Origin of the sequence: Microbacterium galbinum, from assembly GCF_023091225.1 — a bacterium.
Lineage (GTDB): Bacteria > Actinomycetota > Actinomycetes > Actinomycetales > Microbacteriaceae > Microbacterium > Microbacterium galbinum.
In genome coordinates, this window is sequence record NZ_JAHWXM010000001.1 from 24,633 (window position 1) to 47,367 (window position 22,735).

At 69.4% G+C, this 22,735-nt stretch carries 20 protein-coding genes and 1 tRNA gene; 12 read left to right on the forward strand and 9 right to left on the reverse strand.

Annotation, left to right across the window (positions count from 1 at the left end; translation table 11 throughout):
* The first annotated feature begins 89 nt into the window (after nt 1-89).
* Nucleotides 90-166, forward strand: a tRNA-Pro gene (locus KZC52_RS00135).
* A gap of 104 nt (nt 167-270) precedes the next feature.
* On the opposite strand, the gene KZC52_RS00140 is transcribed toward KZC52_RS00135, so the two are convergent.
* From KZC52_RS00140 to KZC52_RS00150, 3 genes are read right to left on the reverse strand one after another with little or no spacing between them, the layout of a single operon-like run.
* Nucleotides 271-465, reverse strand: coding sequence for a hypothetical protein (locus KZC52_RS00140; protein WP_247622049.1), 195 nt, complete (start codon nt 463-465; stop codon nt 271-273).
* A gap of 31 nt (nt 466-496) precedes the next feature.
* The gene (locus KZC52_RS00145; protein WP_247622050.1) at nt 497-1,270 is read right to left on the reverse strand and encodes a hypothetical protein; all 774 of its coding nucleotides are present in this window, start codon (nt 1,268-1,270) and stop codon (nt 497-499) included.
* Nucleotides 1,251-2,411 carry an ice-binding family protein gene (locus KZC52_RS00150; RefSeq protein ID WP_247622051.1) on the reverse strand — a complete coding sequence of 387 codons (1,161 nt, stop codon included), beginning with the start codon at nt 2,409-2,411 and terminating at the stop codon, nt 1,251-1,253. Before KZC52_RS00150 ends, KZC52_RS00145 begins: the two co-directional genes overlap by 20 nt.
* 211 nt (nt 2,412-2,622) lie before the next feature.
* On the opposite strand from KZC52_RS00150, the gene KZC52_RS00155 reads away from it, so the two are divergent.
* On the forward strand, nt 2,623-4,332 hold the full coding sequence (locus KZC52_RS00155) for a long-chain-fatty-acid--CoA ligase (protein ID WP_247622052.1): 1,710 nt from the start codon (nt 2,623-2,625) through the stop codon (nt 4,330-4,332).
* A gap of 273 nt (nt 4,333-4,605) precedes the next feature.
* Complete coding sequence (locus KZC52_RS00160) at nt 4,606-4,995, forward strand: hypothetical protein (protein ID WP_247622053.1); 390 nt, start codon at nt 4,606-4,608, stop codon at nt 4,993-4,995.
* Nucleotides 4,996-5,022: 27 nt separating this feature from the next.
* Here the strand turns inward: KZC52_RS00160 and KZC52_RS00165 are convergent, their stop codons facing one another.
* From KZC52_RS00165 to imuA', 3 genes are read right to left on the reverse strand one after another with little or no spacing between them, the layout of a single operon-like run.
* The gene (locus KZC52_RS00165; protein WP_247622054.1) at nt 5,023-8,478 is read right to left on the reverse strand and encodes an error-prone DNA polymerase; all 3,456 of its coding nucleotides are present in this window, start codon (nt 8,476-8,478) and stop codon (nt 5,023-5,025) included.
* Entirely contained in the window at nt 8,478-10,016 is a 1,539-nt protein-coding gene (locus KZC52_RS00170; protein ID WP_247622055.1) for a DNA polymerase Y family protein, read from the reverse strand. The genes KZC52_RS00165 and KZC52_RS00170 overlap by 1 nt, the downstream gene beginning before the upstream one ends.
* Nucleotides 10,013-10,777, reverse strand: a complete 765-nt coding sequence (gene imuA', locus KZC52_RS00175; RefSeq protein WP_247622056.1) for a DnaE2-dependent mutagenesis accessory factor ImuA' — start codon at nt 10,775-10,777, stop codon at nt 10,013-10,015. The genes KZC52_RS00170 and imuA' overlap by 4 nt, the downstream gene beginning before the upstream one ends.
* A gap of 154 nt (nt 10,778-10,931) precedes the next feature.
* On the opposite strand from imuA', the gene KZC52_RS00180 reads away from it, so the two are divergent.
* The 5 genes from KZC52_RS00180 (at nt 10,932) to KZC52_RS00200 (ending at nt 14,220) form a co-directional block, all read left to right on the forward strand.
* Nucleotides 10,932-11,402 (forward strand): prepilin peptidase, encoded by a 471-nt coding sequence (locus KZC52_RS00180; RefSeq protein ID WP_247622057.1) that lies wholly within the window; start codon nt 10,932-10,934, stop codon nt 11,400-11,402.
* Nucleotides 11,403-11,457: 55 nt separating this feature from the next.
* Nucleotides 11,458-11,670 carry a response regulator gene (locus KZC52_RS00185; RefSeq protein WP_247622058.1) on the forward strand — a complete coding sequence of 71 codons (213 nt, stop codon included), beginning with the start codon at nt 11,458-11,460 and terminating at the stop codon, nt 11,668-11,670.
* Nucleotides 11,663-12,277: a CYTH domain-containing protein gene (locus tag KZC52_RS00190; RefSeq protein ID WP_247622059.1), complete on the forward strand. Its 615-nt coding sequence runs from the start codon at nt 11,663-11,665 to the stop codon at nt 12,275-12,277. The genes KZC52_RS00185 and KZC52_RS00190 overlap by 8 nt, the downstream gene beginning before the upstream one ends.
* 70 nt (nt 12,278-12,347) lie before the next feature.
* Complete coding sequence (locus KZC52_RS00195) at nt 12,348-13,514, forward strand: type III polyketide synthase (protein WP_247622060.1); 1,167 nt, start codon at nt 12,348-12,350, stop codon at nt 13,512-13,514.
* Nucleotides 13,504-14,220 (forward strand): methyltransferase domain-containing protein, encoded by a 717-nt coding sequence (locus KZC52_RS00200; RefSeq protein WP_247622061.1) that lies wholly within the window; start codon nt 13,504-13,506, stop codon nt 14,218-14,220. The genes KZC52_RS00195 and KZC52_RS00200 overlap by 11 nt, the downstream gene beginning before the upstream one ends.
* A gap of 89 nt (nt 14,221-14,309) precedes the next feature.
* On the opposite strand, the gene lpdA is transcribed toward KZC52_RS00200, so the two are convergent.
* Both lpdA and KZC52_RS00210 read right to left on the reverse strand, forming a co-directional pair.
* A complete protein-coding gene (gene lpdA / locus KZC52_RS00205) occupies nt 14,310-15,707 on the reverse strand; it encodes a dihydrolipoyl dehydrogenase (protein ID WP_247622062.1) in 1,398 nt (465 codons plus the stop codon).
* Nucleotides 15,708-15,716: 9 nt separating this feature from the next.
* A complete protein-coding gene (locus KZC52_RS00210) occupies nt 15,717-16,379 on the reverse strand; it encodes a copper resistance protein CopC (RefSeq protein ID WP_247622063.1) in 663 nt (220 codons plus the stop codon).
* A gap of 112 nt (nt 16,380-16,491) precedes the next feature.
* Here KZC52_RS00210 and KZC52_RS00215 point away from each other — a divergent pair, with 112 nt between their 5' ends.
* From KZC52_RS00215 to KZC52_RS00225, 3 genes are all read left to right on the forward strand, one after another.
* The gene (locus KZC52_RS00215; protein ID WP_247622064.1) at nt 16,492-16,977 is read left to right on the forward strand and encodes an FHA domain-containing protein; all 486 of its coding nucleotides are present in this window, start codon (nt 16,492-16,494) and stop codon (nt 16,975-16,977) included.
* Nucleotides 16,977-17,657: a transcriptional regulator FtsR gene (gene ftsR / locus KZC52_RS00220; RefSeq protein WP_247622065.1), complete on the forward strand. Its 681-nt coding sequence runs from the start codon at nt 16,977-16,979 to the stop codon at nt 17,655-17,657. Before KZC52_RS00215 ends, ftsR begins: the two co-directional genes overlap by 1 nt.
* A gap of 99 nt (nt 17,658-17,756) precedes the next feature.
* The gene (locus KZC52_RS00225) at nt 17,757-18,302 is read left to right on the forward strand and encodes a MerR family transcriptional regulator (RefSeq protein WP_247622066.1); all 546 of its coding nucleotides are present in this window, start codon (nt 17,757-17,759) and stop codon (nt 18,300-18,302) included.
* A gap of 70 nt (nt 18,303-18,372) precedes the next feature.
* Here the strand turns inward: KZC52_RS00225 and KZC52_RS00230 are convergent, their stop codons facing one another.
* Nucleotides 18,373-19,185, reverse strand: a complete 813-nt coding sequence (locus tag KZC52_RS00230; RefSeq protein WP_247622067.1) for a ParA family protein — start codon at nt 19,183-19,185, stop codon at nt 18,373-18,375.
* A 93-nt stretch (nt 19,186-19,278) separates the two neighbouring features.
* Between KZC52_RS00230 and KZC52_RS00235 the strand changes: the two genes are divergently transcribed.
* Nucleotides 19,279-22,686 carry a pyruvate carboxylase gene (locus KZC52_RS00235; protein ID WP_247622068.1) on the forward strand — a complete coding sequence of 1,136 codons (3,408 nt, stop codon included), beginning with the start codon at nt 19,279-19,281 and terminating at the stop codon, nt 22,684-22,686.
* The last annotated feature ends 49 nt before the right edge of the window (nt 22,687-22,735 follow it).

The following is a 22,735-nucleotide window of genomic DNA, read 5'->3' on the forward strand; positions in this document are numbered from 1 at the left end:
GGCATCCGACACTCGCAACGCCTGTGGTTCGCGGAGGCCCCGGCGTCAGGCTAAGATGGATGAGTTGCCTGCGCGAGAGTGCAGAACAACGGGCTGTGGCGCAGCTTGGTAGCGCACTTGACTGGGGGTCAAGGGGTCGCAGGTTCAAATCCTGTCAGCCCGACCAGATAGAAGCCCCGGAGAACCGCTGAACGACGCGGCACTCCGGGGCTTTTTTCGTGCCCGGCGGCTCGTCCGCCTCCTGCTGACGAGCCGCCGAACATCCCGCGTCTAGTTCGACTCGCAGGCGATGCGATCCTTGTCGCGGTCGAGCCCGAAGACGTCCCCGTACCACGGGTAGTACTTGTCGAAATCTGCTCGGGCGGCCGCCTGCGACGGGTAGTCGGGGCAGTTCCTATCGAAGTTCGGCTTCGGCGGCGCGGTCGGCTTGGGGGGAGTGGTCGGCTTCGGAGGCGTTCCCCTCATCTCCGGGCGGGGTGAACCCAGCGCCTTGTACTCAGCGGCTGTGAGCGCCTTCGAAACCGTCGGGCCGGAGTAGTAGATCGTGCCGCTGCCGTAGTTCTGCCAGACCTTGTCGTTCGGGAAGCGCGTGCGCACGACCGGCGTCGGGCTTCCCTCCACCTTCCAGCGCGCAGCGCTCACGGGGCGAGCCCAACCCCTGTGCGTAATCGGTCAGGAAGCCGATGCTGGAGTTCCAGGAGAGCTTGACGAAGCCCTGATTGGAGCGCTTCTCGAACGTCGGCTTCCCGGCTGCCGCCCATTCCGCGCCGGTCAGCGCATGCTTGGTTCCGCCCACATCCTGGACGAAGATCTGCGAGGATCCGGCCCACTGATAGTAGGTCGACCCTTCGATCCACCCGGCGTTGCGCGGCTTCGGGTTGCCCGCCTTCTTCCACTCGGCTGCGCTCACGCGCTTCCAGATCCAGCGCGACCTGTCAGTGCCGAAGATCGTGACGGCGCTGATGGTGGGCGACCATGCGTACTTGACATAGCTGGTCGGTGCCGGTCGAGGAGTGGGAGTGCCCGCCGCCTTCCACTGCTTGAAGGTGAGGGCGCTGATGGATGTGCCCGTGACCGCCCAGATCGTCCCGTCGTACTTCGTGATGTAGTAATCGGTCGGCGATGCCGGTGTGGCAGGGCGGTCGTCCGGAAGCGCCGGAACGACGGCCGTCTGCGGCCCGCATCCGGCAAGCACGTTCTGCACCGCGGTCACCATACGCAGCGACCGCGCATCGCCGATGTCGTGCGGATCAGGCGTCGATGCGTGCACGCCTTCGCAGCAGAAGCGCGGTCGCTCCGAGAACCAGCAGCACGCCGGACAACGGCCAGGCGCCGAGATCGAGTCCGCTCTCGGCGAGCTCCGGTGCAACCGGCGCCTGAGGTGCTCCGACGACCGGTCCTGCCGGCGGTGCGGCGACGACCGCGGGCGCGATCGTGATCTCATACGCGACCACGACATCGGGCGAGGTCCCGTTGCTCACCACGACGGTGAAGGGGAAGGTTCCGGGTGCGGTCGGCGTTCCGGTGATGACGCCGGTGATCCCATCGAGCGCGAGTCCGGGAGGCAGGGCGCCCTCGGCGATCGCGTATGTCGGAGCCGGGGTACCGGTGGCGGTGATCGTATGCGTGTAGTCCACACCGGTCTCGCCGTTCGCCGGTGCGCCGGATGTGACCTCGGGGCTTGTGCTCACCGTACCGGGAGCAGAGCAGCCGCTCGGAGCGACGATGACGTTGTCATCGAGTGTCACGGCGCCGGTGCGGGCCAGCAACCTGCCCTCGACGGTCGCGGCGGTCTGCGCCGTGACGGAGACGTCTGCCATGACGGTGCCGATGAACTGAGCTGCCGAGCCGATCGTGGCGGACGACCCCACCTGCCAGAACACGTTGCAGGCGCTCGCACCGCCGGTCAGGATGATCGTCGCGCCGGTCCCGATCGTGAGAGTGGATGCGGCCTGGAAGACCCAGACGGACTCTGCCGTGCCCTCGAGCGTGAGTGCACCCGAAAGCGAGAGCTCGCCACCCGCGTAGACGCCAGGAGTGAGCGAGGCCCCCGTGAGATCGCCCAGCCCGGACACGGTCGGCGTCAGGCCGGCGGCGACATCGTATGCCGTCGTCAGATCGACCTGCGCCTGGGCGGCGACGGCGTCGGTCTGGTGCACAGTGCCGTTCACGGTTCCCGGAGGGAAGCCGGTGATCGAGGTCTCGGGGCTGAGTCCGAGATCGCCGTCGAGCACCGAGGGCCCGGTGTTGGTGACCGCCGCGGCTGCCAGCACGGCGAACGGGGTTGCGGTACCGAGGTCGATCGGGCCGTCGATCGTCGTGTCGGCGGATGCCGCATTCGGGGAGGAGACGAGAAGGACGGCGGCGACGGCCGCCGCGAGGATGATGGCGGGTCTACGTGAGGGGAACATGACGTTCCTTCCGTTCAGGAGGGCTCGTCATCGACGGGGGTCAACAGGTCGGCACCTCCCGCCTGTCTATCACCGATATATCAATGCTCCCGATCTGGGCGGAACTGACCACTCAATCGTGACCTGGGCGCTCCCGCGCTCACGGACTCAGCATCCGCATTCCTCCCGCTCCTAGACTGGGCCGCACGGCGCACGTGCCGAGGAGGATCCGATGGACCACGAATCACTTTCCGACGCCAAGCCCTGGCTGAATGCCTACGCCGACGGCGTTCCGCACGAGATCGACGAGGTCACCCAGACCCTCCCCGAGATGCTCCGGCAGAGCGCCAAGAAGCACGCCAAGCGCACGGCGCTCGAGTTCTTCGGCGCACGGACCAGCTACGCCGATCTCGACGAGCGGGTCAGGCGCGCGGCCGCCGGTCTCCGGAGCCTCGGCGTGCGAAAGGGAGACCGGGTCGCTCTCGTCCTCCCGAACTGCCCTCAGCACGTCGTCGCCTTCTACGCGGCGCTGCGACTCGGCGCGATCGTCGTCGAGCACAACCCGCTCTACACGCCGCGCGAGCTGCGCCATCAGTTCGAGGATCACGGTGCGACGTTCGCCATCGTGTGGAACAAGGTCGCCGACACCGTTGCGGCGTTCCCGTCCGACGTGCGCCCGGCGCACATCCTCACCGTCGATCTGACGCGGGCGATGCCGGCCGCGCAGCGCCTGGCGCTGCGTCTGCCGGTCCGACGAGCGCGCGACGCACGCGCGGCCCTGACCGCCAAGGCGCCGCGGGGTCGCGGCATCCGCGAGTGGGAGAGCATCGAGCGTTCCCGGCCACTGCCGCGGCGCGCACCCGGCCCCGAACTCGACGACATCGCCCTGCTGCAGTACACGAGCGGAACCACCGGCGAGCCCAAGGGTGCGATGCTCACCCATCGCAACCTCCGCGCGAACGCGATGCAGGGTCGCGCCTGGCTGCCCGGCCTCCGCGAGGGGGAGGAGACGGTCTACGGAGTGCTGCCGCTGTTCCACGCCTACGGGATGACGCTCTGCCTGACGTTCGCGATGGGCATCGGAGCCAAGCTCGTGCTGTTCCCGACGTTCGACGTCGGTCTCGTCTCGACGGCCGTGCGCAAGTCTCCGCCCACGTTCCTCCCCGCAGTGCCGCCGATCTACGACCGTCTGACCCGTGCGGCATCCCGCGACGGCCTCGATCTCTCGACCGTGCGATTCGCGATCTCGGGGGCGATGAGCCTGCCCGTGTCGACGGTCGCACGCTGGGAGGAGGTCACCGGCGGCCTCCTCGTGGAGGGCTACGGGATGACCGAGACCTCGCCCGTCGCCCTCGGCAACCCCGTCGGCCCGACGCGGCGTCCCGGAACCGTCGGAGTCCCGTTCCCGAGCACGACCATCCGGGTGGTCGATCCCGACGATCCGCAGATCGACGTGGCAGCCGGTGATCCGGGCGAGTTGCTCATCCACGGGCCGCAGGTGTTCTCGGGCTATTGGGGGCGCCCGGAGGAGACGGCCGAGACCCTCTTGCCGGGAGGTTGGGTGCGCACCGGAGACATCGTCACCGTGTCGGAGGACGGCTTCGTGACGGTGGTCGATCGCCGTAAAGAGCTCATCATCACCGGAGGATTCAACGTCTCGCCCAGCGAGGTGGAGGAGGCGCTGCGGTCGCACCCGGACGTGGAGGATGCCGCGGTCGTGGCTCTCCCGCGCGGCGATGGTGCCGAGATGGTGGCGGCCGCGGTCGTGCTGCACGGCTCGGCGGCGATCGAGATGGAGGCGCTCCGCGACTACTGCCGCACCCGCCTCGCGGCCTACAAGGTTCCGCGACGGATCGTGCCGATGGACGATCTGCCGCGGTCGCTGATCGGGAAGGTTCTCCGGAAGGACGTCCGTCAGCGGATGCTCCAGGAGGAGATCTAGCGCGACGGGGGATGAGCCCTCTCGAGTCGTCTGCCCCACGCAGGTCTTCTCGAGAGGGCTTCACCGTCCTCCCGGACGGTGGGGAGGCGGCGATGAAAACTCGCTGCTCTCTCTTGGGGCTGATTCCCCAGTCCTCAGCCCCTGTAGCCCCCGCTACGCATATCAGAATATCTCGAAATTGTCTTGTCCGCCATTTGGGGGACAAACTTTTTTGAAAGTCGTGATTTTCCGGGGTCTCTACCGCCCCGAGCGGATGCTTCCTAAGGTGGAGTCATGGACAGATCGATCGTGTTTCCGGGGCAGATCGCCATCGCGCAGGGCCACCGCGTCGAGGTGACCGAGCAGCTCGATCCGCTCAGTGGCGAGACGCTCGCGATCGCCGTCCGCGATCTCGAGACGAACATCCGCTACCGGCTCGTCGAAGAGGCTGCCGGTGTCGATGAGGTGCGTTGGCTGGGCAGGGTGCTGGACTGCACGATCGGCGTGTCGTCGACCGGCTCGCGCACGGAGCTGCGTCTGGATGCCCGCGGGCCGGGCCCGGTCGGCGCGAAGGTCGCGCTGCGCGAGGCGGATGCCGCAGCCGATGCCGCCAAAGCCGAAGCCGACCGCTGGGGCGGATCCGATCGCCCGCCGCCCGTCGAGGAGTCCGAGCGCTTCTGGTGAGTGGACGACCCTCCGGCACACGGGTACTCATCGGAAGTCCCGCGAGCGGTGGGAGAGGCCGGTGCGCAGATCGTCGAAGGCATCCGCGAGCACATTGATGACCCCTTCCTCGGAGCGCTCGAGGATTCCCCGGATGATCAGTGCGGGGGAGTCCCGAGCGACCCGGCGGTAGCGGTTCCAGACGCCCGCCGAGCAGATGATGTTGACGAGTCCCGTCTCGTCTTCGAGATTCACGAAGGTCACGCCCGCCGCAGTCGCCGGTCGCTGGCGGTGGGTGACGAGGCCGGCGACCTCGACACGGCGGCCCGTCTCGTGGGTGCGCAGATCGGCGGAGGTGAGCACGCCGCGCTCGCCCAACGCCGCGCGGAAGTGCAGCATCGGGTGGTCGTCGGTCGAGACCCCGGTGGCCCACAGATCGGCGGAGAGGCGTTCGTAGCTGCTCTGATCGGCGAACAGGGGAGGCTGCACCGACACGCTGGTCCCCGGCAGGAAGCGGGAGCGGTCATCGGCCGCCGCCCCCGCGAGCCAGATGGCCTCTCGGCGTTCCAGCCCGAGGCAGGCGAATGCCCCGGCGGTCGCGAGCGCCTCGAGCTGCGCGGCCGTGGCATCCGTGCGCCGCACGAGATCGTTCAGATCGCGATACGGGCCGTGCGCCTCGCGCTCCGCGACGATCCGCTCGGCCATCGGAACCCCGATCCCACGCACCCCGCTGAGCCCCATTCGCACGGCGTAGCCGCCATCGCGACGGTGGGCTTCGGATTCGTCCGGGGCATCGCGGTCGAAGCGCAGCGTCGGCGGCTGGGGCATGACGCGGCAGGAGTCGCGGCCCGTCGGTATCCGGCCCTCTGCTCCGGTGAGCGGTTCGAGCGTCTCGGTGGCCCCGGAGACCTGCAGATCGGGGCGCCGCACCTCCACGCCGTGCCGACGGGCATCCGCCGTCAGCGTCGCCGCGGAGTAGAACCCCATGGGCTGCGAACGCAGGAGGCCGGCGAGGAAGGCAGCGGGGTAGTGCAGCTTCAGCCAGGAGCTGGCGTAGACCAGGAGGGCGAACGACAGGGAGTGCGACTCCGCGAAACCGAAGTTCGCGAACGCCTGGATCTGCGCGTAGATGCGATCGGATGCCGCCTCATCGAGTCCGCGTCGTGCCATGCCCGCATAGAGCTTCTCGCGCACCTTCTCGATCTTCTCCAGGCCGCGCTTGGATCCCATCGCCCGACGGAGCAGGTCGGCCTCGTCGGCCGTGCAGTCGCCGACCGCGGTCGCCATCTGGATCAGCTGTTCCTGGAAGATCGGGATGCCCAAGGTGCGCTTCAGGATCGGCTCGAGATCCGCGTGCGGATAGGGGATCGGGAAGTCGACGGGCGCCTCACCTCGGGCCGCGCGTTCCCTGTTCTCCTCGTCGACCCTGTCCTTCGCCATCTTGCGCTGCACGAACGGGTGCACCGCCCCGCCCTGGATGGGGCCCGGACGGATGAGGGCGATCTGGATCGCGAGGTCGTAGAAGCTCCGCGGTTGCAGACGGGGCAGCAACCCGATCTGCGCCCGGGACTCCACCTGGAAGACGCCGATCGAGTCGGCGCGGCAGAGCATGTCGTAGACGCCGGGCTCCTCCTTGGGCAGGGTCTCGAGCGTCCAGAGCTCGCCCGTCGCCTCGTGGATCAGGTCGAAGCAGTGCTGCAGGGCCGCCAGCATCCCGAGACCCAGCAGGTCGAACTTGACCAGGCCCATGAACGCCGCGTCGTCCTTGTCCCATTGGATGACGGTCCTGTTCTCCATGCGTGCGTGCTCGACCGGAACGACCTCGCCGACCGGACGTGCCGTGAGCACCATCCCGCCCGAATGGATGCCGAGGTGGCGCGGCGCCTTCATCAGCTCACCGGCGTAGGCGAGAACGTTCTCGGGGATGTCGTGCCCTTCTGCGGGCTCCAGCCCGGCACCCCAGCCGTCGACCTGCCGCGACCACGAGTCCTGCTGTCCCGGGGAGTGCCCGAGCGCCCTGGCCATGTCGCGCACGGCGTTCTTCGGCCGGTACTGGATCACGTTCGCCACCTGCGCGGCGCGTTCCCGGCCGTACTCGGCGTACACCCACTGGATGATCTCCTCCCGGCGTCGCGAGTCGAAGTCGACGTCGATGTCGGGCTCCTCCTGACGGGTCGTCGCGAGGAACCTCTCGAAGGGCAGCCCGTACAGGATGGGGTCGACGGCGGTGATCCCCAACAGGTAGCAGACCGCGCTCGCCGCGGCCGACCCGCGCCCCTGGCAGAGGATGCCTCGGCGACGGGCCTCGGCGACGATGCCGTGAACGATGAGGAAGTAGCCGGGGAAGTCCTTCTCCTCGATCACGTTCAGTTCGCGTTCGATCCGGCTCCGGCCGGCGTCGTCGATACGGGGGTACTTCGAGGGCACGGCGTCCCAGACGAGTCGGCGCAGCCAGCTCATCGGGGTGTGCCCCTCGGGGACCCTCTGCCGGGGGAGTGCGGGGCGGGCGAGACGCAGGGGGAAGGCGGATGCCGCGGCCAGCTCGAGCCCCGAGGAGATGGCTCCGGGGTACCGCCGGAAGCGCGCCGACATCTCGGCGCCGCTGCGCAGATGCGCGCCCCCGTGCGCGGGGAGCCATCCATCGAGCTCATCCATGCTGCGCACCGCCCGGACCGCGGCGACGGCCTCGGCGAGCGGCGCCTGCTGCGGAGCGGCGTAGTGCACGTTGTTCGTCGCGACGACGGGGAGGTGCATCCGTCCCGCCAACTCCGCGAGCACGTCGTTGCGACGGGTGTCGAGCGGATCTCCGTGGTCGAAGAGCTCGACGGCGACGTGCTCTGCGCCGAAGAGGTCGACGAGGTGCTGCAACGGCTCCCGGGCGTCACCGCGTTCGAGCCCCTGACGCACCGCACCTTTGCGGCATCCGGTCAGGATGGTCCAGTGGCCTCCGGCGCTCGCCGCGAGCTCGTCGAGATCGTAGACGGGGCGGCCCTTCTCACCGCCCCGCAGCTGCGCGGCGGTGATGACTCCGGAGAGCCGGTGGTAGCCCTCCATCCCGCGGGCGAGGACGAGCAGGTGCTCGCCGGCCGGATCGGGTGTGCCGCGCTGCGGGGCCGGGAGATCGAGCGACAGTTCTGCTCCGAAGACGGTCTGCAGCTGGACGTCCATGAGCTCGGCGACCTCGGCGAAGCGCGCGGCACCGTAGAAGCCGTCGTGGTCGGTGAGTGCGAGGGCGCTGAGTCCGAGGCGCTCGGCCTCGATCAGGAGCGCCTCGGGGGAGGACGCGCCGTCGAGGAACGAATACGAGGAGTGGGCGTGCAACTCTGCGTAGGGCACGGCGTCATCGGGGCGCGGCACGGACGACGGCGGGATACTCTTGCGTCGCCTGCTCACCGGGCCCGGATCGGCCCGCGCCCCGGAGGGCTCGGCGCTCGCGGGCGGTGGCTCGCCGCTCAGAGTGCGAGCCAGCTCGCCCCACTTCAGAGGCGGGTTGTGGAAGCCCATCAGCGGTACCGTCCCTCGGCCCACCAGCGCCCACCGGCGCAGAACACCAGCCAGGCGCGATCCCGGTCATCGATGACCTGGAAGCGATGCCCCTTCTTACCTCCGCCCGAGGCCCAGCGACGCTCGTGAACGGGCCAGGGTCCTGCCCACGCGTGCACGGCGGTGCCGTCGATGAACGCGGGATCGGAGGAGAGGGCTCCGCGCTCGTCGATGCGGATCGCGGCACCGTCGGCTCCGGTGACCCCGAGGGGACGGGGCGGGCGGAAGACCTCGGCGGGAAGCGGATCGGGCAGGCTCCCGGGCCAGGGGGAGGCGGGGTCGCGCGGAGCGACCGCGCGCTCACCCCAGGGAGTGAGCACCTGGCGGTCGGCGAGCCACCGTCCGCCGGCGAGCGCGGCGGTGACCACGCCCTCGTGCCCCAGCATGGTCTGCACGCGAGACACGGCGTGGTGCAGGCGTTCGTCCGTGCCGGAGCCGAAGAGCCCCGGCTGGTGGTGAGCGGCGTCATCGACCGCGACCGGCACGATCCGCACCGCCGAGATCCCGCCGAACGCCCGTGCCTCGTCGACGGGATCCTTCGCGGTCTGCGCCGCCAGCGCCTCCAGCTGCCAGCGCACCCGGTCGACCAGGTCGGAGGCGTCGAAGCACGAGGGGTGCAGCCACGGTCGGGAGAACACCTGCCCGTTGTCGTCGGTCAGGTCGATGCGCACCTCGGTGCAGACGACGGATGCCTCGCCCAGCGCGAGCATCACCGCATCGGCCGTCTGCCGCACGGCGAAGGCCACCTGATCCGCGCCACCCAATGGGGTCTCGAACTCCACGCTCCGCATCAGTTCGGGGTCGGGAGGACGGGGCACGAGGCGCTGCGAGTCCGCGCCCGCGGCCAGCGCCCGGAGACGGGCGCCGCGCTCGCCGAAGCGATCGCGCACGTCGACGGGGCCGAGGGCGGCGAACTCTCCGAGCGTGCGGACGCCGAGGCGGAGGAGGAGGCCGGTGATCTGCTCGTCGCGCAGCACCTGCACGGGGAACGGTGCGAGGAACTCCCGTGCCTCACCCGGCGGCACGACGGTGCAGCGCTGCGGCCCGCGGGCGGCGGTCTCGGCGGTGAAGGGGCCGTCGCCGACGCCGATGCGCACCTCGGGGAACCCGGCCTCGGTGAGCTGCGTCACGAGCCAGGCCGCGGCAGCCTCCTCTCCGCCGTGATAGCGGGAGATCCCGCGAGCGCGGAGCACCGCGAGTCCCGGTCGCAGCAGTGTGACGCCGGGGGCGTGCTCCTCGATGAGCTGCAGTACGGGGAGGAAAGCACGCTCGTCGCGGTCGGGATCGTGGGGGAGCACGCGCAGGGAGGAGAGGCGCCCCTGCGCCTCGCGACGGCGCTGCCCGACCCGCACTCCGTGCTCGCGAGCGGAAGCGGTGCAGGCGACGACGATGTTCGCCTGCATCAGGGCCGTCGGCGGGTGCGGGAGCGCGTCGCCCAGTGCGGCGCGCAGCGGCCAGTCGGGGAACCACAGCACCAGGACGCGGAGAGGGGCGCTCATCCGGCCTCCGCCCAACGGAGGAGCTCGGGCGCCGGCGCAGGGCTCTGCGTGCGCGCGGGCAGAGAGGGGAGCGCGGCGAGCTCGGTCGTCACGGACTCGAGCGCACCGTCACGCCCGGGCAGTCGCACGCGAACGCTGGAAGCGAGCGGACGTCGGCGGGTCTGCGCGGTCACGGTCACCGTGCGGTCGGACAGCAGCCCCCAGCCCGCGCCGAGGCCGTTCCACTGCGGGTCGTGCACGCGGATGGACCCCTCGCTCTGCGGCCAGACGCCGGTGACGAGCAACGTGGAGCCACGATCGCGCAGCCGGGCGCTCAGGCGGGAGACGTCGGCGTCGCGCAATCGTGTTCCGGGGTGCACGGCGATCAGCGGCACGACTTCGGCGAGGGCGGAGGTCGCGGCGAACCAGCGATCGCCGGGATCGGGCACCAGGATCAGCCGGTCGAGATCGATTCCGAAGCCCGCGGCCGCCTCGACGCCGAGCGTCGGCATACCGACGACGGCGCACCAGTGCCCCTTCTGCGATGCCGCGCTCAACAGGGCGAGGACGAGGCTCGGCGAGGGGGAGAGCGTGTACGCGGTGCCTGCGAGGAGACCTTCGTCGGGGAGGATGGAGGAGAGAGCGGGGTCGAGCGGGAGCACCGCCTGGTCGCTGCGGCGACGCTGCATCCGACTGATCTCGCGGCGCAGACGAAGCACCTCTCCCGCACGCGCATCGCTGTTCGGAGAGAGCGCGGTCACCGCATCGAGCCCGATCCCCATGGTTTCCATCCTCGAACGAATATTCGAATTAATCAAGTGATGGAGTCGATGCTAATTCGTACATCGGACATTGCGCGAACGGGAGTCCGGGCGGCAGGCCGAGGTTATCCACAGCGCCCCGCGGGACGGAACCGGAATCTCCTAGCCTTCCGGGATGGATACGCGCTTCGCCCTCATCGGGCTCGTCCACCTCATGCTGCTCGGCATCGGCGGGTGGCTGCTCGTCATCGACGCGCGCACCCACCGCCTGCCCGATCGCATCGTGCTCCCGACCCTCGCGGGACTCCTGCTGCTCGCACTCGTCGATGCACTCGCGACCGGCGACCGGGCGCCGTCGATCCGCGCGCTCCTGGGCATGATCGTGCTCGGCGGCTTCTACGCCCTGCTGCGTCTGCTGAGTCGCTCGGGCATGGGAGGCGGCGACGTGAAGCTCGCGGCCGTGATCGGCCTGGTGCTGGCCTGGCACGGATGGACGGCCCTCGCGGTGGGCGCGGCATCCGCTTTCGTGCTCGGCGCGCTGTACTCCCTGGGGCTCATGGCGCTCCGGCGGGCCGATCGCACCACGCGCATCGCCTTCGGTCCCTGGATGATCGTGGGTGCGGTGCTCGGCGTCCTCGCCGTCTGACCCGGACCCGCCGGTTCTCCGCCCGAAGGTCGGAGCACGGCGATAGGGTGAGGGCATGGCACTCGCACGACTTCACGGCGGCCCGCTAGACGGGCAGATCATTCCTCTCGGCGACGCGGACGACAAGCTGATCGTCCCCTACAGCGAGACGCAGGTGGTGTACAACCGTCGCGGCGAGCCGCAGAACACCGGCTCCGACGACGGCCCCACCGAGATCGACTACTGGTACGACGAGTCCCTCGAGGACCTCACGTCCAACGATGACTGAGCCGTCTCGCACCGTCGAAGTCGAGCGCAAGTTCGACGTCGACGATGCGACGCCGCTCCCTCGTTGGGACGCGATCCCCGGAGTCGACACCGTCACGGATGGTGAGTCCCGCGACCTCGACGCCCAGTACTTCGATACGGCCGACGGGGCGCTGTCGCGCTCCGGAGTGGCGCTGCGTCGACGCACCGGCGGTCCCGATGCGGGCTGGCACGTCAAGGGGCCGCGCGAGGGCGACGGCCGGCTCGAGCTGGGATGGCCGCTCGGAGACGGCGAGGGCATCCCGGATGCCGTCGCCGCCACGGTCGCCCGTTGGGCCACCGACCCGTTGACGCCCCTGGCGCGCATCCGCAATGACCGGACCGCGTATCTGTTCACCGGACCCGACGGCGTGATCGCCGAGTTCGTCGACGACCGGGTCCGCGCCACCGACCTCCGCCAGGGGGTCGAGCGCGCGTGGCGCGAGTGGGAGATGGAGCTGGGGCCGGCCGCGCCCGCGGACGCCGACGGTCGCGAGGCTTTCTTCTCCGCGGTCGAGGCCGCGGTGCGCACGGCCGGCGGGCGCGACGCCTCTTCCGGATCGAAGCTCGCCCGCGCACTCGGCTTCTGAGCCTTCGCAGAGGTCGCGACACGGCACAACCCCCTTCCCCCGGGAACAGGCCGCGTGCTTGAGTGACACCATGAGTCGTCCCGCCGTCCTGCGCTCGCTGCAGACGATCGTTCCCGACACCGTCATCGCGCAGGACGCGGTGAGAGACGTCTTCGCGCAGCAGCCCGGTCTCGGGCGGCTCGCGCAGCGGATCGTCACGGCATCCTTCGACGGCTCGGGCATCGACACCCGACACACCGTGATCGAGGAGTTCTCGCCGCTGCACGAGACGGACGAGCCCGTGTTCTTCGCCCCGGCGACGCGCCAGTTGCTCGCGCCGGGCACCCGGGCGCGCAACGACATCTACGTGCGCGAGTCGACGAGGCTGTTCGTGGAGGTCGCGCAGCGGGCGATCGAGGAGGATCCCGACCTTCAGGCATCCGATGTGACGCACGTGATCACCGTCTCGTGCACGGGCTTCCATGCCCCGGGACCCGAGTACGAGATCGTGCGCGCCCTCGGACTGGCCGACAGCGTGCAGCGCTTCCATTTCGGTTTCATGGGCTGCTACGCCGCCATGCCGGCCCTGCGCGCGGCGAGCCAGTTCTGCGCGGCGGATCCGGATGCCGTCGTCCTCGTCGTGAGTGTCGAGCTCTGCACCCTGCATCTGCGGTCTTCCGACGACCCCGACACGATCGTCGCGACCTCGCTGTTCGCCGACGGAGGGGCGGCCGGTATCGTCACGGCCCGCCAGCTGCCGTCGGAGGTGCCGGCGCTGAGTCTCGACCGTTTCCACACGGCGATCGCGCCCGAGGGCGAGAAGGACATGGCCTGGACGATCGGTGACGAGGGCTTCGAGATGATCCTCTCGACCGCTGTGCCGCAGATCATCGGCGAGACCATTCTCGGAGCGCTGCGTCCGCTGTACGTCGGGGAGCACGACATGTCGATCGCGTTCGAGGAGGGCGCGATCGGCGAGCGGGTCGCGCACTGGGCGATCCATCCCGGGGGACGCAGCATCCTCGACCGGATCCAGGAGCGTCTCCATCTGAGCGACGCACAGCTGCACCCGGCGCGCGCCGTGCTGCGCGAGAACGGCAACATGTCGAGCGCCACCATCCTGTTCGTGCTCAAGCGCATCCTCGAGGAGGAGGGCGCGCAGCGCGGAGATCGTGTCGCGGCGATGGCCTTCGGCCCGGGGCTCACCGCGGAGAGCGCGCTGATGACGGTCGAGACGCCGCGCGGTCATGGCGCCTGACCTCCGGGAGCGGGCGGTCGGCCTGCGAGAACTCATGGACGACCCCGAAGCCGATCTGCGGATGCTCGAGCGCACGTATCGGCGCTTCGCGGTCGTCAACGCGCTGGTGTCGCGACCGGGGCTGCTCTATCGGCGGCACGTACGACCGCGCGCACGACGAGGCGAGGTGCGCATCCTCGACATCGGGGCGGGCGGGGGAGACCTCTGCCGGTATCTGGCGGGACGCCTTCGAGGAGACGGGCTGTCGGCTCGGATCACGGCGCTCGACCCGGACGAGCGGGCGATCGACTGGGCACGCGCCCATGACGGCACGGCCGGGGTCGAGTACCGATGCGCAAACAGCGCGACGCTGGCGGATGCCGGAGAGCGGTTCGATATCGTCGTCTCGAATCATCTGCTCCACCACCTCGACTCCGCCGAACTCACGGCTCTCCTCCGCGACAGCGAGAAGCTGGCGGAGCCGGGTGGCGTCGTCGCACATCAGGACATCGCGCGGGGACGTGCCGCCTATGCGCTCTACGCCGCGGGCACGGCGCTGTTCGCGAAGAACCTCCTCGCGGACTCGTTCATCCGGATCGACGGCCTGCGCAGCATCCGCCGCTCCTACACCGCGGTCGAGCTCGACGCGGTGACGCCGGCGGGATGGCGGGTGAGATCGGCGCTGCCGGCTCGGCTCGAACTGCGGTGGGAGCATCCGCTCGGCTGAGCATGCACGGCCGCCATACGCACGAAGGCCCGGTCGCGCGAGCGCGGACCGGGCCTTCGTGGCGGTGCCTTCGAGAGGCGCGCGGGCGATCAGAAGTTGATCATGTGTCCTGCGAGGCCGTGGAAGCCCTCCTGCAGTGCCTCCGACAGCGTCGGGTGCGTGTGCACGTTGCGCGCCAGCTCAAGCGCGGTGAGGTCCCACTTCTGGGCCAGCGTCAGCTCGGGCAGCAGCTCCGAGACGTCGGGGCCGATCATGTGGGCGCCGATGAGCTCGAGGTGCTCGGCGTCGGCGATGAGCTTGACGAAGCCGACCGGCTCACCGAGGCCGTGCGCCTTGCCGTTGGCCATGAACGGGAAGCTGACGACCTTGATGTCGCGCCCCTCGTCCTTCGCCTGCTGCTCGGTGAGGCCGAACGACGCCACCTGCGGGGAGCAGAACGTCGCGCGCGGCATCATGCGGTAGTCGCCGAGGGTCATGGTCTCGGCGTTGCCGATGGTCTCGGCGGCGACGACACCCTGGGCCTCGGCCACGTGGGCGAGCTGCAGCTTGGCGGTCACGTCGCCGATGGCGTAGATACCCTCGACGTTGGTGCGCATGTGGTCGTCGATCGCGATCGCGCCGCGCTCGGTGAGCTCGACACCGGTCTTCTCGAGGCCGAAGCCTTCGACGCGCGGGGCGAACCCGATCGACATGAGCACCTTCGAGGCCTCGATCGAGCCGGACTGGCCGTCCTTGCCGGTGTAGGTGACCGTGACGGACGAACCGTTGTCGACGACCGTCTCGACCTTGGTCGAGGTGAGGATGTCGACGCCGTAGTTCTTGTACTGCTTGGCGATCTCCTTCGAGACGTCGGCATCCTCGTTGGGGAGGGCACGGTCGAGGAACTCGATGATCGTGACCTTCACGCCGTAGTTCGTCATGACGTAGGCGAACTCCATGCCGATCGCGCCGGCACCGACGATGACGATCGATTCGGGGAGCTCGCGGCTCATGATCTGCTCTTCGTAGGTGACCACGTTCTCGCTGAGCGTGACGCCGGGGAGCAGGCGCACCGTCGAACCGGTCGCGATGATCACGTTGTCGAAGGTGACCTCTTCGGTCGTGCCGTCGGACTTGGCGACCGAGATAACCTTCGGGCCGGTGAACGTGCCGCGGCCGTCGTACTCGGTGACCTTGTTCTTCTTCATCAGGAAGTGGATGCCCTTGACGCGGCCATCGGCCACGACACGGCTGCGGTCGAACGCCTTGCCGTAGTCGAGCGAGAACTCGCCCGAGATGCCGAAGAAGTCGGCCTTGTGCTTCAGAGTGTGGGCGATCTCCGCGTTCTTCAGGAGGGCCTTGGAGGGGATGCAGCCGACGTTGAGGCAGACACCACCCCAGTACTTCTCCTCGATGATGGCGGTGGACAGGCCGAGCTGCGCGCTGCGAACCGCAGCGACGTATCCACCAGGACCTGCACCGAGGATGACGACGTCGTAATGAGGCATGCGTTAAGCCTATCGCGCCGCGGAGTCGTCGGAACCGGCCGGCGAGGCGCTCCGGCGACGCCGGGAGAGGATGACGGCGAGCGCGATCCCCGCGGCGATCACCAGGATGCCGAGGACGACGAGGATCCAGATCCAGGCCGGCGAGGATGCGGTGTCCGCGGGGTCGTCGGCCGTGAGGGTCGGCGTCGCGGTGGGCGTCGCTGTCGGGGCGGGGGCGAACGAGGAGGAGGCCGACTCGGTGGGGGCGGGCGTCGGTTCGGTGGTCGGCAGGGTGCTGTTCGTGACCGTGAAGGTGAACTCCTTCGCCGTTGGATGCCCGTCGCTGGAGACCACCCGCCACTGCACGCGGTACAGGCCGGAGGCAGCCTCGGCGAGCAACGGCTGGGTTACGGTCGCACCTTCGACGATGGGGTCTCCGTCGGACACGAGATTCTCGTTCGCGTCGAGAACCCGCACATCAGTTCCGTTCCCGCCGCTGATCAGGTCAGCGCTGAACGTCAGGACGATCTCCGAAGGGAGCACATCAATCGTCGAGTCCGCCGCTGGAGACGAGGAGATCAGGTCGTCATGCGCCGAAGCCGACAGGGGAGCGAAGAGCACGAGGAAGGCGGCGAGAAGGGCCACGGCGAGAGCGAAGGGCGCGGTCGAGCGCCGGAGGATGGTGGTCTGCACCCCACCACCCTAGGAATATCCGGTGTGCGATGCCTGAATGTGGGAATCGACTGTGGATGCGGCTCCCGCGGGGGGCTCGGCATCCGATAGTCTGGACGATCAGGAGGGCAAAGTGACAGACAGCGAGAGCCGACCGGCCGCAGAAGCGGCGATTCACCGATCCGGCGAGCAGAAGCACGACGTGACGCAGACGTTCGGGCACGATTCCGACCTGTCGTTCGTTCCCTTCGGAGTGGAACTGACCGAGGTCGAGCAGTCGGCGATCGCCGCGCTTCCCTCCGGATCCGCGTTGCTGCTGGTGCGCTCCGGCGCGCTGGCGGGTGCACGCTACCTCCTCGACACCGACGTGACCACGATCGGGCGTCACCCCGAGGCCGACATCTTCTTCGACGACGTGACGGTCTCACGTCGGCACGCCGAGGTCACTCGGAACGGCGCGGCGTTCGAGATCATCGATCAGCGGTCGCTGAACGGCACGTACGTCAACGGCGAGCGGTTCGACCGCAGCCCCCTGGTCGACGGAGCAGAGGTGCGCGTCGGCAAGTTCCGGCTGAACTTCTTCGCCTCCCCGGTCGACCGCGCGGCGGCCAACGCCTGATGGCGGCTTCCCCGGCCCGCGAACGATCTGCGTCCGCGGGTCTTCTGAGCATCGGTCAGGTCCTCGCACGTCTGACGCCCGATTTCCCCGATCTCACCTCCAGCAAGCTGCGGTTCCTCGAGGTGCAGGGCATCGTCACCCCCTCGCGCACGGAGTCGGGCTACCGCAAGTTCTCGCAGGCCGACATCGAGCGCCTGCGTCTCGGTCTCACGCTCCAGCGCGATCACTACCTTCCGCTGAGCGTGATCCGCGAGCAGCTGGACGAGGCGAGCACGGAGTCCGCAGCCCTCACGCCTCCGCCGTCGATCACCCCGACGCCGCGCCGCTACCGCCGTACCGAGCTGCTCTCCGCGGCGGGTGCGGGCCCTCAGCTGCTGAACGACGCGATCAGCACCGGCGTCATCACCGCGCAGGAGACATACCCCGAAGCCACGGTCGCTCTGCTGCGCGGATTGGTCGCCCTCGACCGTCACGGCATCGAGCCGCGGCACTTGCGCGCACTGCGTCAGGGGGCGGACCGCGAGGTCGCTCTCATCGAGTCCGCGCTCTCCGCGCTGCTGCGGCGGACCGACGCCGCGTCGCGCGCGAAAGCGAGCGAATTGGCGCCGGAACTGGCATCGAAGATCGACGAGGTCCGCGGGCTCTTCGTCAAGGAAGCGCTCACGCGCGTCCTTTCGTAACGAACTGATTGCGACACACCTTCGCGGTGTCGCGGATGTCGTTGCCGCCCCGGGGGTGCTGCTCTAGCGTGGAGGTAACCGTTCCAGGGAGGATTTGAAATGAATGCGGATGAGCTCACAGGCGACCCGCGGTTCGTGCCCGAACTCCTCTTCACCGACGGTCTCCCGGCGATGGACGACGAGGTCGGATACCGCGGAGCGGTCGCCGCTCGTGCCGCCGGCATCACCTACCGCCAGCTCGACTACTGGGCGCGCACGGAACTGGTCGTCCCGACCGTCCGCGGCGCCAGCGGGTCGGGCTCGCAGCGTCTCTACGGTTTCCGCGACATCCTCGTGCTCAAGCTCGTGAAGAGCCTTCTCGACACCGGTATCTCGCTGCAGCAGATCCGCACCGCGGTGGAAGAGCTGCGTCGCGCCGGCATCCGCGATCTCGCCGGCACCACGCTCATGAGCGACGGTGCCTCGGTGTACCTCTGCACGTCGAACGACGAGGTCATCGACCTCGTCAGCCGCGGCCAGGGCGTGTTCGGCATCGCCGTGGGCAAGGTGCTCCGCGAGGTCGAGTCCACTTTGGTGGAGTTCGACCCCACGGCTCCGGACCCCGTCGACGAGCTGGCCAGCCGCCGCTCGAAGCGCTCCGCCTGACCCACCGTCCGACCGGACACAAGAACGGCCACCCTCGTCGAGGATGGCCGTTTCTCATGTCTGCGAGGCGTTACGCCTGCTGTCCGGTCTCGGGGACCGGGATGCGCCCCGTTCGGATGATGCGATCGAGGAGCTGATCGAAGTCGGCGGCGAGTTCCTGCGCCGAGTCGCCCGGCCAGATGTGCAGCGGCTTGGCGGCGCCCTGCGCCTGCTGGAGTGACGTGCGCTCGGGGAGCTGGGGGGAGAGGACGAGCGGTCCGAACATGTCGCGCAGTTCCTTGATGCGGAACTGGTGCTCGATCGACTGCGGGCGCACGCGGTTCACGACGATGCCCAACGGCTGCAGACGGGGGGAGAGTCCGCGGCGGATCTCCTCGATCGCGCGCAGGGCGCGGTCGGCCGCGGCCACCGAGAACAGGCCGGGCTCGGTGACGACCATCACGCGGTCGCTCGCGGCCCAGGCCGTACGCGTGAGGGCGTTGAGCGACGGTGCGCAGTCGATGAGAACGAGGTCGTAGTCGGCCTCGACGGCCGCGAGGGCCTCTTCGAGCTTCCACACGTCGCGCACGCTGGGGTGCGGGCCGTCGAAGTTGATCGCGGACGGGCTGCCGATGAGCACGTCGATCGTGCCGGGGTGCACCTTCGCCCAGCCGCTGGAGGTGATCGCCTGGCGGACGACCTTCTCCTTCGGGTTCGCCAGGACATCGGCGATGTTGAGTCGTCCTGCCACCTGGATGTCCATGCCGGTGGACACATCGGACTGCGGGTCGAGGTCGACGACGAGAGTACGGACGCCCCGGGCGAAGGCCGCTGAGGCCAGGCCGAGGGTCACGGTCGTCTTGCCGACGCCTCCCTTGAGAGAGCTGACGCTGAGTACGTGCACGGACTCCACGTTACCTTGCCCTAGTCTGGGGGGACACTCAGCCCCGCCCCATGTGCGCGCATCCACGCGCACATCGAGCTTCCAGAGGTGTGCATGTTCCAGAAGATCCTTGTGGCCAACCGCGGCGAGATCGCGATCCGTGCCTTCCGCGCGGCCTACGAAGTCGGAGCCAGGACCGTCGCGGTCTTCCCGCATGAGGATCGGGGCTCCGTGCACCGCCTCAAAGCGGACGAGGCCTATGAGATCGGCGAGCGCGGGCATCCGGTGCGCGCGTACCTGAACGTCGACGAGATCATCCGCGTCGCGCTCGAGTCCGGCGCCGACGCGATCTACCCCGGCTACGGCTTCCTGTCCGAGAACCCGGAGCTGGCCGAGAAGGCCGCCGCCAACGGCATCGTGTTCATCGGTCCGCCCGCCGCCGTGCTCGAGATGGCCGGCAACAAGGTCGAGGCCAAGCGCCACGCCGTCGATGCCGGCGTGCCCGTGCTGCGCTCGACCGAGGCATCCGCCGACGTCGAGGCGCTGGTGTCGCAGGCCGCCGACATCGGTTTCCCCCTCTTCGCGAAGGCCGTGGCCGGCGGTGGAGGGCGCGGAATGCGTCGCGTCGAGAGCGCCGCCGAACTCGCCCCCGCACTCGCCGAGGCGATGCGCGAAGCGGACAGCGCCTTCGGCGACCCGCGGATGTTCCTCGAGCAGGCCGTGGTGCGTCCCCGTCACATCGAGGTGCAGATCCTCGCCGACAAGACCGGTGAGACGGTGCACCTCTTCGAGCGCGACTGCTCGGTGCAGCGCCGCCATCAGAAGGTCGTCGAGATCGCCCCGGCGCCGAACCTCGACGACGGCATCCGCACCGCCCTGCACGGATACGCCGTCGCCTTCGCACGGTCGATCGGGTACGAGAACGCCGGCACGGTCGAGTTCCTGCTCGAGACCGCGGGGGAGCGGGCAGGTGAGGTCGTCTTCATCGAGATGAACCCGCGGATCCAGGTCGAGCACACGGTCACCGAAGAGGTCACCGACGTCGACCTCGTCCAGAGCCAGATGCGCATCGCCTCCGGTCAGACGCTGGCGGAGCTCGGCCTGCAGCAGCAGAACCTGCAGCTGCGCGGAGCGGCCCTCCAGTGCCGGATCACGACCGAGGATCCCACGCAGGGCTTCCGCCCGGACACGGGGAAGATCACGACGTACCGATCGCCCGGCGGCGCCGGCATCCGTCTCGACGGCGGAACCGTGCACCAGGGAGCGCAGATCAGCCCCCACTTCGATTCGATGCTGTCGAAGCTGACCTGCCGCGGGCGCGACTTCCCCGCGGCGGTCGCCCGTGCGCGTCGTGCGCTGGCGGAGTTCCGCATCCGCGGCGTCTCGACGAACATCCCGTTCCTGCAGGCGCTGCTCGACGACGACGCCTTCGTTGCCGGTGACCTCAGCACCTCGTTCATCGACGAGCGTCCCGAACTGCTGCGCGGACGGGTGTCGAAGGACCGCGGCACCAAGATCCTCAACTGGCTGGTCGACGTCACCGTCAACAAGCCGAACGGTGCGCACCCGGGGGCCGTCGATCCTCGCACGAAGCTGCCGGCGATCGACCTCGCCGCCGAGCCGGTGCCCGGCTCGCGTCAGCGCCTCCTCGAACTCGGACCGGAAGGGTTCGCGACCGAACTGCGCGCGCAGAGCGCGCTGGCGATCACCGAGACCACCTTCCGCGATGCGCATCAGTCGCTGCTCGCCACGCGAGTGCGCACGAAGGACCTCGTCGCGGCCGCTCCCTACGTCGCTCGACTGACGCCGGGGCTGCTCTCGGTCGAGGCATGGGGCGGGGCGACCTACGACGTCGCGCTCCGGTTCCTGGGCGAGGATCCCTGGGAGCGCCTCGACAAGCTGCGGGCGGAGCTCCCGAACGTGGCGATCCAGATGCTTCTCCGCGGGCGTAACACGGTCGGCTACACGCCGTACCCGACGGCCGTCACCGATGCCTTCGTGGCCGAGGCCGCCGCGAGCGGTGTCGACATCTTCCGCATCTTCGACGCCCTCAACGATGTCGAGCAGATGCGTCCGGCGATCGCGGCGGTCCGGCGTACCGGGACGGCGGTCGCGGAGGTCGCGCTCTGCTACACCGGCGACCTGTTGAATCCGGCCGAGGACCTCTACACGCTCGACTACTACCTCGGCCTCGCCGAGAAGATCGTCGATGCCGGGGCGCACATCATCGCCATCAAGGACATGGCGGGTCTGCTGCGTCCGGCAGCCGCCGCGAAACTCGTCTCCGCGCTGCGCGAGCGCTTCGATCTCCCGGTGCACCTGCACACGCACGACACCCCGGGCGGGCAACTCGCCACGCTCCTGGCCGCCAGCGCCGCCGGTGTCGACGCGGTGGATGCCGCATCCGCTCCGTTGTCGGGCACGACGAGCCAGCCCTCGCTGTCGGCGCTGGTCGCCGCGCTCGCGCACACCGACCGCGACAGCGGCATCGATCTCGCGGGCGTCTCGGATCTCGAGCCGTACTGGGAAGCCGTACGGCATCAGTACGCGCCGTTCGAGTCGGGTCTCCCGGGGCCCACGGGGCGCGTGTACCACCACGAGATCCCGGGTGGCCAGCTCTCGAATCTGCGTCAGCAGGCCAAGGCGCTCGGCCTCGCCGACGACTTCGAGCTGATCGAGGACATGTACGCCGCCGCCGACCGGATCCTCGGTCGCGTGCCGAAGGTCACGCCCTCGTCGAAGGTGGTCGGCGATCTCGCCCTGCACCTCGCCGCGGTGAAGGCCGACCCGGCCGATTTCGAGGCGAACCCCGAGAAGTACGATGTGCCGGACTCGGTCGTCGGCTTCATGGCCGGGGAGCTCGGCGACCTGCCGGGCGGATGGCCGGAGCCGTTCCGATCGAAGGTGCTCGCGGGACGCACGGTCCGCGTCGGGTTGACCGACCTCACGGCCGACGACGAGTCGGCCCTCGCGGGCGACAGCGCGACGCGGCGGGCGCGTCTGAACACCCTGCTCTTCCCGGCGCCGATGCAGGAGTTCAGCCAGATGCGCGAGCTCTTCGGCGATCTGTCGGTGCTCGACACCAGCGACTACCTGTACGGCCTCGTGGCGGGGCAGGAGCATCTGGTCGAGATCGACCGTGGCGTGCAACTGTACGTCGGGCTCGAGGCGATCGGCGACGCCGATGACCGCGGCATCCGCACCGTGATGACGACTCTCAACGGCCAGCTCCGACCGGTCTTCGTGCGAGATCGCGCGATCTCCGTCGACGCCCACGAGGTCGAGAAGGCCGACACCTCCGTTCCCGGTCAGGTCGCCGCTCCGTTCTCGGGAGTCGTCACCCTGAAGGCCGAGATCGGGGCCACGGTCCGAGCCGGTGAGCCCGTCGCGTCGATCGAGGCGATGAAGATGGAGGCCGCGATCACGGCACCCGTCGACGGTGTCGTCGAGCGCCACGCGATCTCGTCGACGCAGCAGGTCGACGCCGGCGATCTTTTGGTCGTCATCCGTCCCGCGCACTAACCTTGTCCGGGCGGGGGGCAGCGCACGATGCGGCGCGCCCTCGCCTGCG

Bases quoted from the DNA above. Each gene is read 5' to 3' on its own strand.
- KZC52_RS00225 (WP_247622066.1), top strand. From the start codon at position 17,757: ATGAATGCGGATGAGCTCACAGGCGACCCGCGGTTCGTGCCCGAACTC.
- KZC52_RS00150 (WP_247622051.1), bottom strand. From the start codon at position 2,411: ATGTTCCCCTCACGTAGACCCGCCATCATCCTCGCGGCGGCCGTCGCC.
- KZC52_RS00195 (WP_247622060.1), top strand. From the start codon at position 12,348: ATGAGTCGTCCCGCCGTCCTGCGCTCGCTGCAGACGATCGTTCCCGAC.
- KZC52_RS00140 (WP_247622049.1), bottom strand. From the start codon at position 465: ATGAGGGGAACGCCTCCGAAGCCGACCACTCCCCCCAAGCCGACCGCG.
- KZC52_RS00180 (WP_247622057.1), top strand. From the start codon at position 10,932: ATGGATACGCGCTTCGCCCTCATCGGGCTCGTCCACCTCATGCTGCTC.
- KZC52_RS00165 (WP_247622054.1), bottom strand. From the start codon at position 8,478: ATGGGCTTCCACAACCCGCCTCTGAAGTGGGGCGAGCTGGCTCGCACT.
- KZC52_RS00185 (WP_247622058.1), top strand. From the start codon at position 11,458: ATGGCACTCGCACGACTTCACGGCGGCCCGCTAGACGGGCAGATCATT.
- ftsR (WP_247622065.1), top strand. From the start codon at position 16,977: ATGGCGGCTTCCCCGGCCCGCGAACGATCTGCGTCCGCGGGTCTTCTG.
- KZC52_RS00235 (WP_247622068.1), top strand. From the start codon at position 19,279: ATGTTCCAGAAGATCCTTGTGGCCAACCGCGGCGAGATCGCGATCCGT.
- KZC52_RS00155 (WP_247622052.1), top strand. From the start codon at position 2,623: ATGGACCACGAATCACTTTCCGACGCCAAGCCCTGGCTGAATGCCTAC.
- KZC52_RS00190 (WP_247622059.1), top strand. From the start codon at position 11,663: ATGACTGAGCCGTCTCGCACCGTCGAAGTCGAGCGCAAGTTCGACGTC.
- lpdA (WP_247622062.1), bottom strand. From the start codon at position 15,707: ATGCCTCATTACGACGTCGTCATCCTCGGTGCAGGTCCTGGTGGATAC.
- KZC52_RS00200 (WP_247622061.1), top strand. From the start codon at position 13,504: ATGGCGCCTGACCTCCGGGAGCGGGCGGTCGGCCTGCGAGAACTCATG.
- KZC52_RS00160 (WP_247622053.1), top strand. From the start codon at position 4,606: ATGGACAGATCGATCGTGTTTCCGGGGCAGATCGCCATCGCGCAGGGC.
- KZC52_RS00170 (WP_247622055.1), bottom strand. From the start codon at position 10,016: ATGAGCGCCCCTCTCCGCGTCCTGGTGCTGTGGTTCCCCGACTGGCCG.
- imuA' (WP_247622056.1), bottom strand. From the start codon at position 10,777: ATGGGGATCGGGCTCGATGCGGTGACCGCGCTCTCTCCGAACAGCGAT.